Below are 10,226 nucleotides of genomic sequence, written 5' to 3' on the forward strand. Positions count from 1 at the left end.
AGAGTTCCGCCGACGAAAAGAAAGTAACGCAAGATAGGCATAATTTACCGCTCCGTCGGCACGCCTGCGCCGACCATCCACCTAACGGAGGATCATGGAAGTATGTTCCCGAGCCGACCCATCCGGTTCAACGACCCGCGGAAACTAGCGCGACATAATTAGATTTTCGTCGCTGCAACCAGCGCGCATTTTGCCGTGCTGACATTAACGTTGACAAATCCGACATGGAACGCCCCGAAGGTCTTGCGGCTCCTCGGCCTCACCTCTCCGGGGACCACCCGCCGGCGCTCCGTGACCTGACTACCGTCCCGGCGGCTGAAGGCACAGTTGATCTCGACATCCTTGATCGCGAAGGCGTGGGTGTTGCTGATCGTGAAGGTTACCAGCGCCCTCGATCCGAGACCGCCGCGCCGCCAGGATTGGGAACTGATCCGCAGACCGGACAGAGCGACCGGATCCAGCGCCGAGGACGACCTCGATGACTGGACGGGAGCGAGACTCGCATTCGCATCCATCGGGTTGCCACCCGATGCGACCGGAGGCGATGCCAATCCGACGTCGGCGCCCCACCTGCCGGCCATGCCCGGGACCATCGACGCAAAGCCTCGCGACGGCTCGCTGCCGTCCTCGTCGCCCTCGTACTGACTGCCCGGCCTGTCCAAGGTGAGCTTGGCCAGAACGGGATCGGCCGTGTCGCCCTCGTCCACGGCCATGATCACCCCAGCCACGGCGCCGAACATCACGAGCGCGAGCGCCGTGAGGCCGAGCAGCGCCGACCCCAGCGGAATATCCGCACGCCTGGCCTTGCGGCCCTGCAAGCGAGAGAGACCCGCGCTCATGTCTGCACCATCGGCTGCCCGGACAACTGGAACCTCAATTGACGAACGTCGACAACGTTGCATCCAAAGCCGACAATAGCAGGGCAGGCCCCGGATACCGGTTCGGTGGTCGTACTGGTGCTCTGGACGGCGAGCCGATAAAGATGCCCGCGATTTCCAACACAGTTCCGAAACGCCGGCGCTCTGCCGGTGGTTCACCTCCTCGAAAGATCTCGCCGATGTTCACTGTCACCTGGGACCATATTCATCTGCGCAGCCCCGATCCGGACGCCACCGCCAACTGGCTGCACGAGATGCTCGGCGGCGAGATCATCCGTCATCCGGGCCGCATCGACGTCAGGCTGGGCGGCGCCAGCGTGTTCATCGCCAAGGTCGAGCCGGGCGACGGCGTGAACGAGGCGCCGACCACGCCCTATCAGGGCCTCGATCATTTCGGCCTCACCGTGAAGGACATCGACGCCGTGGCGGCCGAGCTCAAGGCCAAGGGCGTCGCCTTCACGACCGAGCCGACGACGATCCGGCCCGGCGTGCGCATCTGCTTCATCCGCGGGCCGCAGGGCATCTCGATCGAGCTCCTCGAGCGCGACAAGAAATACGTCTGACTGCGGCCAGGGCGGAGCCGCCCTACTCGGCCGCCTGTTCCAGCGGCGCGACGCGCGGCAGGATGATCTGGATCCGCGTGCCCTTGCCGGGCTCCGAGTCGAGTTCGAGCCGCCCGCCGAGCCGATTGGTAACGATGCTGTAGACGATGTGAAGGCCGAGACCGGTGCCGCCCTGGTCGCGTCGCGTGGTGAAGAACGGATCGAAGGCGCGGCGGCGGACGTCGAGACTCATGCCGCAGCCATTGTCGGAGAAGATGATCTCGACATTGTCGCGCCCGCACTCCCGCGCCTGGATCTCGATCGTGCCGGGCCGGCCGTCCGAAAAGCCATGGGCCACGGCATTGAGGAACAAATTGGTCAGCACCTGACCATAAGGACCGGGATAGCTGTTCATCGTCAGATTGGGCTGACAGTTCACGTTCAGCGTCAGATTCTGTTGACGCAAGCCCGGCCGCAGGCTCGTCACGACCTGCTCGGTCAGATCGGCAAGATCGAAGGCGCGCTGGTCGGAATAGTTGCGGTCCGCCGCGACCTGCTTGAACGACTGAATCAGCTCAGCGGCCCGGTTGAGATTGGCGACCAGCTGCGCCGCCGCGCTGCGGCTCGTCTCGATGAATTCGTTGAGGCTCGATCGTCGGAGTTCCCCGCGCGTGACCGCCTCGTTGAAGCGCTCGGTCTTGCGCTCCAGCGCGGAAGCCACCGTCAGGCTGATGCCGACGGGATTGTTGACCTCGTGGGCGACGCCCGCGACCATGCGGCCGAGCGCCGCAAGCTTTTCCGCCTCGATCAGCGAGGCCTGGGTGTCGCGCAGATTGCGCAGCGCGGTCTCGGCGGCCTCCTTGGCCTTGCGCATCTCCTGCTCGCTCTTCTTCCGCTCCCCGATGTCGAGCGCCACCGTGACGATCTTGTCGACCTCGCCGTCGGCATCCAGCAGCGGCAGCTTGTTCACCAGCCACTGCCGCATGACGTTGCAAGAATCGAGGTATTCCTCCTCGTAGAATCCAAGGCCGGCCTTGGTCGCCAGCACGCGTTTGTCGTTCGAGTCGGTCTTGCTGGCGCCGTAGCGCGACATCAACTCGCCGGTGGTGCGTCCCAGCGCATCCTCCGGCTCGACGTTGAAGATGCCGGCCATGTAGCGGTTCATCAGCACGTAGCGCAGCTCGCGGTCCTTGACGTTGATGACCGCCGGCACCGTGTCGATGACCTGCTGCAGCAACCGGCGGCCTTCGGCGATCGCCGTCTCGGCGCGCTTCTGATCGGTGATGTCGCGGACGACACCTTCATAACGCAACACCTCGCCATTCTCGTCGTGCACGACGGTGGCGCTGTCGGACAGCCAGCGGATCTCGCCATTGCGCCGGCGCACCTGGTACTCGAACTCGCGCACCATGCCGTCACGCTGCATCAGCTTCTCGTAGCGCTTGCGCGCCAGCGGATGCACATAGATCGAATCGCCGATGTCGTTCACGCTCTGGATCAGGTCGCTCGCGGAATCATAGCCCATGATGCGCGCGAGCGCCGGATTGGCATTCAGCACGAGACCGCCCGGCGTCGTCACGTAGATGCCGTCGATCGAGGCCTCGAACAGCTTGCGATAGCTCTCTTCCGCCAGCCGCTGCTCGGCCAGCGCCCGCACGGCCGCCTCGCGCGCGGCGTCGGCATCCTGCAAGGTCTGCCGGAACACCTCGGCGGCGCGGGCGATGTCGCCGATCTCGTTCTGGACATCGGTTTGCGGAATCGACGTCGCCTTCTCGCCGGCCGCCAGCGCCCGGATCGAGCGCGCGATCGAGGCCAGCGGCTTCACCGTGCGGCGAACCACGAAGGACGCGGCAAAGATGCCGATCAGCACCCCGGACGTTCCGAAGATGATGCTTTGCCATTTGGTCTCGGCCAGAGTGCGGGCGAAGTCGCGCGACAGCACCTTGCCCTGGCTGGCGCTGAGCGCCCGCAGCAGCTCGGTCACCCGCCCGATCAGCCGCCCCTCGATGCCGAGCACCTCCTTGTCGAGGCGCGCGATCTCATCCTCGGTTCCGGCTATGGCGATGATGGCTTCGGCGTAGCGATCGGCCGCGGCACGCAGCGTGCTGTTCTCGATCGGCAGCGCACGCATGCTGCGGGCCGCCTGCTCGGCGCCGGCCGGATCGCGCGCCAGCAGCGCGGCGCCGATCTGGTTCTGCACCTGGAACAGCGCCCGCGCAGTGCCGCGCTCGGTCAGTCCCGCGATCGCCTCCTCGAAACCCTCGCGCGCCGCCGGCAGTCCCGACAGCAGCTCGGCGCGCTGGGCGATCAGCGCACTGATGCGGTCGATGCCTTCGCGATAATTGCTCAGCCGCTGCGAGACGCCGTCGATGGTCGCCTGCTGCTCCGGCGCCAGCTGAAGTCGCGTCTTCTTGAGCAAGGCGCTGAGCTCGGTCGCCGCCTCCATGACGCGGTCCGACCGCGAGGCGGGGTCGGTGACGAAATCACGCGCGGCGAGCCGCAGCTCGTTCATGCGCTGATCGATCTCCTCGGCGAGATCGCCGACGCCCTGCAGCCGCTGCAGCTCGGCAAACGTCGAATCGATGTGGCGGATGGCGATCACGCTCGCCATGCTGGTCGCGGTGATCACGGCGAGCAGCAGCAAAAAGCTGCCAAAGATCATCCGCCCGATCGTCATCGATCGGAGGCTGCTGCAGGCTGTGTCGAGGTCCGGTAACTTACTCATGGGATCCGATGTTCGGAACCGCACTATATACGAGCCGCCGCGCGGCCAATCGAACAAATAAGGAACAACACCGCTTCGCGCATCCCCCGCGCGACGAAAAATAGCCTGTGCGGTTAACCGGCCGCACCGAACTCGAACACCTCGCCATCATAGCCCGCCTCGCGCGGAATGCGCAGCTGGCGGCCGCCATCGGCGGTCTTGGTCATGACCGGCATCACGGTCACGATGTTCATGTCCCGCGCGGCCGCCAGCGCGTCGGCGACGGCGGTCTGCTTGCCGAGCCGGATCAGGTTACGGGTGGTCGGAAACGGCAGCTTGAAGCGGCCGTCATCGCCGCCCGCTAGCGCCTCGCGCGGCGACACCCAGACTGAATCGGTGGATTCCCGGCCGTCATGGGCGCCGAGCTGGTCCGGCGGCGCCGCAGCCAGGAAGAACCACGTATCGAACCGCTTCGGCATGCCCTCAGGCGTGATCCAGTGCGCGTAAGGCACCAGCGCGTCGAGCGCCAGCACCAGGCCGTGCGCCGCGATCACCTCGAGAAAGCTGGTCTTGCCCTCGCACAGCGCCAGCCGATGCGCGGCCTCGATCTCGCGGGCCGCCGCGGCATCGATCAGCGTATCAGTGCCCTTGGTGCGCGCCAGCAGGATGCCGCTCTCCTCGAAGGTCTCGCGGATGCCGGCGATGCGGAAGCCGAGCGCCTCGGCCGCCACGCCCTCGCCGCCGGAGTAGAGCTCGGGCATTCCGGCGATCTCCCGGTCGCCCCTGTCGACGCTGCCGCCCGGAAACACCAGGGCGCCCGAGTTGAACTCGATCTGATGGTGGCGAACCATCATGAACACCTCGATCTCGCCGAAGGCCGCGCTGTCGCGCAGCAGCAGCACGGTCGAGGCGGCACGGACGGCGGCAGCGTCAGCCATGGTCACTCCGCGGCATCGGCACGAGGTTGCAGATTGGCGCGCGCGTCATGGCGCGCCACGCGCGACAGGAGATAGTCGACCTCGGCCTTCGCCGCCGCCGTGATTGCCGAGCCGGGCTTGCGCTGCGCGCTCGAGGCGATGGCGCCGCGCTTCTGCAGCACGTATTTGCGCACGGCGAGCCCTGCCCCCGGCTGCTGCTCGTAGCGCACCAGCGGCAGATGCGCGTCGAACAGGTCGTGCGCCGCATCGCGCTTGCCGGCCTGCGACAGCTTCACGACATCGACCAGCATTTCCGGGAAGGCGTAGCCGGTCATGGCGCCGTCGGCGCCGCGCTCCATTTCGAAATCGAGGAACAGTCCGCCATTGCCGCACAGGATCGACAGCGGCTTGAGCGAGCCGTCCTTCTGGAAGTTTCGCAACGCCGAGATCTTCTCCAGGCCCGGCCAATCCTCATGCTTGAGCATCACGCAGGACGGGCTGTCCATGACGATCTTGCGGATGACGGCCGGCGTGAACTGCACGCTCAGCGTCAGCGGGTAGTCCTGCAGCACCCAGGGAATGTCCTCGCCGATGGCCTCCTGAGCCTGCTTGAAATAGCCCGTGATCTGATCGTCGGTGCGCAGCGAGGGCGGCGGCGCGATCATCACGCCAGCAGCGCCCGCCTCCATCGACTTCAGCGCCAGCGAGCGCATGGTGGCAAATCCCGGCGCGGAGACGCCGACGATGATCTGCAGGTTCTTGGCGCGCTTGGAAAAGCGCACCGCGACCTGCTCGGATTCGGCCGCATCGAGCTTCGGGGCCTCGCCCATGATGCCCAGCACGGTGATCCCGTCGCAGCCCGCCTCGGCGTAGAACTCGACCAGGCGATCGATCGAGGCCTCGTCGATGCGGCCGTCATCATGGAACGGCGTCGGCGCGATCGCGAAGGTGCCCTTGGCGGCGGCGGTGAGTTTCATCGGTCGTCTCCAGTTTCTCTGCCGTCATTCCGGGATCGTCCTGACGACGAGACCCCGAATGACCGCAGACATACATCAAAACCGCCGTGCGGACTTGGCTATATCCGCCTCGGAAAAGAATATCTCCCCTGCATGGGCGGCGATGTCCTCAGGGCTCCAGGCCGAGGACGGCGGTTTCCAGCCGTCCATCTCCATCATCCGCATTTCGCGGACGCCGCGCGCGGCGGAGACGCCGAGCACCTTGCCGGTCTGGTCTCCGGACAGACTGCTGACCATGTAGAGAACGGCCGGCGCGATGCCCTCGGGCGTCAGCGCCGCGCCAGGGTTTTCCTTGTAGCGCGGCAAGTCAGCGGTCATGCGGGTCAGCGCGCCCGGCGCCAAGGTCCATACCCGGATGTTGTACTTGCGGCCCTCGATCGCCAGCACGTTGGACAGGCCCCAGATACCGCCCTTGGCGGCGCCGTAATTGGATTGGCCGAAATTGCCGATCAGGCCCGAGGTCGAGGAGGTGTTGACGATCACGCCGCCGCCATTGTCGCGCATCCAGCGGAACACCGGCAGGGTGCAGCAGAAGGTGCCCTTGAGATGCACCTTGATCACCTTGTCCCAGTCGGCCTCGCTCGACTTCGCAAACGTCTGGTCGCGCAGGATGCCGGCGTTGTTGACCAGGATGTCGGCGCGGCCGAAATGGCGGATGGCGTCGTCGAACACCGCCTGCCCGCCGGCCATGGTGGAGATGTCGGCGCCGTTGGCGACCGCACGGCCGCCCTCGGCCTTGATCGCGGCAACCACCTGCTCGGCCATCGACAGGTCCGAGCCGGAGCCGTCGCGCGGGCCGCCGAGGTCGTTGACCACCACCGCCGCCCCCTCACGCGCGAACAGCCTTGCGTAGGCTTCCCCGAGCCCGCCGCCCGCCCCCGTGATCAGCGCCACCTTGCCGTCGAGCAGTCCCATGGTGCGTCCTCCCTCGTGCTGCTTGTTTTGCTGCGTCATGGCCGGGCTTGACCCGGCCATCCATCTTCGGAGGAGGATGGATGCCCGGGTCAAGCCCGGGCATGACAACAACAAGCAGGCGTGCCTCACATATCAATGATCATCCCAGCACGGTCTTGCCGTTCTTGATCACGGTGACGTTGCGCTCCTTCACGCGCGCCTCGAACGAGATCACGTCGCCGTCCTTCCACAGATCGACCGTCACGGTCTCGCCGGGGAACACCGGCGAGGAGAACCGCGCCGCGTGCTGCTTGAACGCCGCAGCGTCGTAGTCCGCAAAGGTCTGCAGCACGGCGCGGCAGGTGAGGCCGTAGGTGCACATGCCGTGCAGGATAGGCCGCGGGAAACCAGCCCGGCGCGCGAATTCGGGATCGGAGTGCAGCGGATTGCGGTCGCCGCACAGGCGATAGATCAGCGCCTGGTCCGGCCGCGTCGTGATGTCGACGCTGCGATCCGGCGCGCGCGACGGCACGGGGTGCGGGTCTGGAATGCCGCCGGAGGGGCCGCCGAAGCCGCCATCGCCGCGGGCGAAGCGCGAGGCCACCAAGGTCGCCAGCGGCGCGCCGCTCTCGTCGCGCAGGATGGTCTGATGGCGGATCACGGCGCCCTTGTCCTTGCCCTTGTCGGACACCGCAAGCACCGACGAGTCGGCGGTGATCTTCGCTGCCACGGCCAGCGGCTTGTGAAAGCTGATGTCGCGCTCGCCGTCGACCACCAGCACGCGGTTCAGCTTCATGTCGCCGGGACCCGCCCCCCACGCCGCCACCGACGCAAAAGTCGGCACCACCTTCAGCGGCCGCGGCTCGGCAGTGGCTTCGTTGACGAAGGCGAGCTCCTTCTCATCCATGGGATCGGCACCCATGCCGATGCCGTAGGCGTACAGCATCACCTCGCGATCGGTGTAGGCGTAGTTCTGCCCGATCGCCTTCATCGCCATCAGCTCATCGTAGTTGACCGGCATGGTGTCTCCCCCAAATTCGTTCTTGTAGGGTGGGCAAAGCGAAGCCTGCCCACCGCCTTTTTCGCAACAACCGCGGTGGGCACGGCGCTCCGCGCCTTAGCCCACCCTACGCACTCATCATGGGGAACACAGCTCGATCCACATCGTCATTGCGAGCGCAGCGAAGCAATCCAGGGCCGCGCGAGGACTCTGGATTGCTTCGTCGCTTCGCTCCTCGCAATGACGCGCGGCCAACATCCGTGCCCCCTCGCCTACACCGGCGTGAAGAACGGCAGTGGGGCGCCGTCGGTGGGCTTGAACACCACCTTCACCTTCTGGCCGATCTTCAGGCTATCGAAATCGCAGTCGACGAAATTGGTCTGCAGCGACGGCCCCTCCTTCAGAGTCACATAACCGATCGCATACGGGCCGGTCGGCGACTTCCGCATGATCGAGAACGTGTAGATCGTCCCCTCGCCCGCGCTCTGCTCCCACACCGTCTGGTCGGAGAAGCAGAACGGACAGATCGAGCGCGGGAAGTAATGCGCTTCACCGCAGGCAGTGCAGCGCTTGATCATGAACTTGCCCTCGGCGACGGCGTCCCAGAACGGCTTGGTCTCGGGATTGGTGATCGGGGCCGGCAGCTTGGCCGGCAGTTTCTTGGCTTCTGACATCAGACGCGCTCCAGAATGCAGGTCGAGGCGGCGTGGCGAACGCCGAGCAGTCCGCCGGTGCCGTGGGCGATCGCGAGATCGCAGTTCGGCACCTGCACCTTGGGATGGGCTTCGCCGCGCAGCTGGCGCACGGCCTCGATCACCTTGGTCATGCCGCCGCGGTTGACCGGGTGGTTGCTGCAGAGACCACCGCCGTCGGTGTTGAAGGGAAGCTTGCCGACGCCGGAGATGAGGTTGCCGTCGGCGACGAACTTGCCGCCCTCGCCCTTCTTGCAGAAACCGAGATCCTCGAGCTGCATCAGCACGGTGATGGTGAAGCTGTCATAGATCGAGGCGTATTTGATATCCTTGGGAGTCACGCCCGCCTCCTCGAAGGCGCGCGGACCGGACCACACGCCGGCCGAATACGTCAGATCGAGGTCCTTGCCGCCGCGTGGCCCCTTCATCGCCTCGCCATGACCGATCAGCCGCACCAGCGGCTTCTTCAGGCTCTTGGCGATCTCAGGCGTGGTCACGATCAGTGCACCGCCGCCGTCGGTGACGACACAGCAATCCATGCGATGCAGCGGATCGGAGATCATCGGCGAGTTCAGGACGTCCTCGACGGTCACCACCTCCTTGAGCATCGCATGCGGATTGTATTGCGCGTGGTGCGAGGCTGCGACCTTGATCCAGGCGAGCTGCTCCGAAGTGGTGCCGTAATCGTGCATGTGGCGCATCGCGCACATGCCATAGGCGTTGTGCGTCGTGGCGCCATAGGCAGCTTCGAAATCAGCCTCGGCGCCGGCCGCGCGCGGCGGCATCGGCCCGGTGCGCGGCTTGCCGGCGAGCGTGATCAGCGCGATCGAGCACTTGCCCGCGGCGATCGCCTCGGCGGCGTGGCCGACATGGATCAGATAGGAGCAGCCGCCGGTCTCGGTGGAGTCGATGTGCCGCACCTTCAGCCCGAGATAATCGACCATCGGCCAGGCACCGCCCGGCGCATCGCCGGCGCAGAAATAGCCGTCGACGTCCTTGGCGCTGAGCCCGGCATCCTCCAGCGCACCCTTGGCGACCTCGGCATGCAGTTGCGGGGTGGATTTGTCGGGTGCGTGCCGGGTGGGATGCTCATAGATCCCGGCAATGTAGGCCTTGCCCTTGATGGTCAATTCCGTCTCCGCTTTCAGTCGTTTCGTCCCGGATGGTTGTAGATTTTTTGGACCGTTGCAGGAGGCTTGGCAAGCGCGGAAAATATTCCGCGAGGTGGAGATGGCCTCTCACCGCGCGTTTGATTCCGCTGTCGTCCCGGGCTTGACCCGGGACCCACTCACTGGCCGTTGTTGTGTGACCCGATGATCGACCAGCGTGCGCTCTCATTGCTTCCTGTGGTTATGGGTCCCGGGTCAAGCCCGGGACGACGCCGGTGGTGTGGCGCGAGCTAGCACATATCGAACTACACATGCCATTGCATTCCCGCGACATCCCTGCCCGAGTCATGCTGATCTGTTTCGCCCTCATCAGGTCGGAGGGCGCAGGGAAGGCCAAGCGTCGGCTGACGCCTGCGGCCCGCCTGCGAAAAAAATGCAGGCGGCAGGTACCACAGGTGCAGCCGGACAAACCCG

General features: G+C 65.8%; 9 protein-coding genes. 1 reads left to right on the forward strand and 8 read right to left on the reverse strand.

The genetic code is table 11. From position 1 onward, the window contains the following. Positions 1-158 precede the first annotated feature (158 nt). Positions 159-818 (reverse strand): hypothetical protein, encoded by a 660-nt coding sequence (locus tag ACQR1I_RS17955; protein WP_434869920.1) that lies wholly within the window; start codon positions 816-818, stop codon positions 159-161. A 239-nt stretch (positions 819-1,057) separates the two neighbouring features. Between ACQR1I_RS17955 and ACQR1I_RS17960 the strand changes: the two genes are divergently transcribed. Continuing rightward, positions 1,058-1,441, forward strand: a complete 384-nt coding sequence (locus tag ACQR1I_RS17960) for a VOC family protein (RefSeq protein ID WP_434869919.1) — start codon at positions 1,058-1,060, stop codon at positions 1,439-1,441. Positions 1,442-1,463: 22 nt separating this feature from the next. Here ACQR1I_RS17960 and ACQR1I_RS17965 read toward each other — a convergent pair whose 3' ends face one another. The 7 genes from ACQR1I_RS17965 to ACQR1I_RS17995 form a co-directional block, all read right to left on the reverse strand. Next, positions 1,464-4,145 carry a PAS domain S-box protein gene (locus ACQR1I_RS17965; protein ID WP_434869918.1) on the reverse strand — a complete coding sequence of 894 codons (2,682 nt, stop codon included), beginning with the start codon at positions 4,143-4,145 and terminating at the stop codon, positions 1,464-1,466. Positions 4,146-4,258: 113 nt separating this feature from the next. Next, entirely contained in the window at positions 4,259-5,062 is an 804-nt protein-coding gene (locus ACQR1I_RS17970) for an NUDIX hydrolase (RefSeq protein ID WP_434869917.1), read from the reverse strand. A gap of 2 nt (positions 5,063-5,064) precedes the next feature. Continuing rightward, positions 5,065-6,018 (reverse strand): dihydrodipicolinate synthase family protein, encoded by a 954-nt coding sequence (locus tag ACQR1I_RS17975; RefSeq protein WP_434869916.1) that lies wholly within the window; start codon positions 6,016-6,018, stop codon positions 5,065-5,067. 75 nt (positions 6,019-6,093) lie between these two features. Then, positions 6,094-6,972: an SDR family oxidoreductase gene (locus ACQR1I_RS17980; RefSeq protein WP_434869962.1), complete on the reverse strand. Its 879-nt coding sequence runs from the start codon at positions 6,970-6,972 to the stop codon at positions 6,094-6,096. Positions 6,973-7,111: 139 nt separating this feature from the next. Continuing rightward, positions 7,112-7,972 carry a MaoC/PaaZ C-terminal domain-containing protein gene (locus ACQR1I_RS17985; RefSeq protein ID WP_434869915.1) on the reverse strand — a complete coding sequence of 287 codons (861 nt, stop codon included), beginning with the start codon at positions 7,970-7,972 and terminating at the stop codon, positions 7,112-7,114. A gap of 251 nt (positions 7,973-8,223) precedes the next feature. After that, the gene (locus tag ACQR1I_RS17990; RefSeq protein ID WP_434869914.1) at positions 8,224-8,625 is read right to left on the reverse strand and encodes a Zn-ribbon domain-containing OB-fold protein; all 402 of its coding nucleotides are present in this window, start codon (positions 8,623-8,625) and stop codon (positions 8,224-8,226) included. Beyond that, positions 8,625-9,773 carry a thiolase domain-containing protein gene (locus tag ACQR1I_RS17995; RefSeq protein ID WP_434869913.1) on the reverse strand — a complete coding sequence of 383 codons (1,149 nt, stop codon included), beginning with the start codon at positions 9,771-9,773 and terminating at the stop codon, positions 8,625-8,627. Before ACQR1I_RS17995 ends, ACQR1I_RS17990 begins: the two co-directional genes overlap by 1 nt. Positions 9,774-10,226: the final 453 nt, after the last annotated feature.

This window comes from Bradyrhizobium sp. HKCCYLS2038, assembly GCF_051167655.1.
Taxonomy (GTDB): domain Bacteria; phylum Pseudomonadota; class Alphaproteobacteria; order Rhizobiales; family Xanthobacteraceae; genus Bradyrhizobium.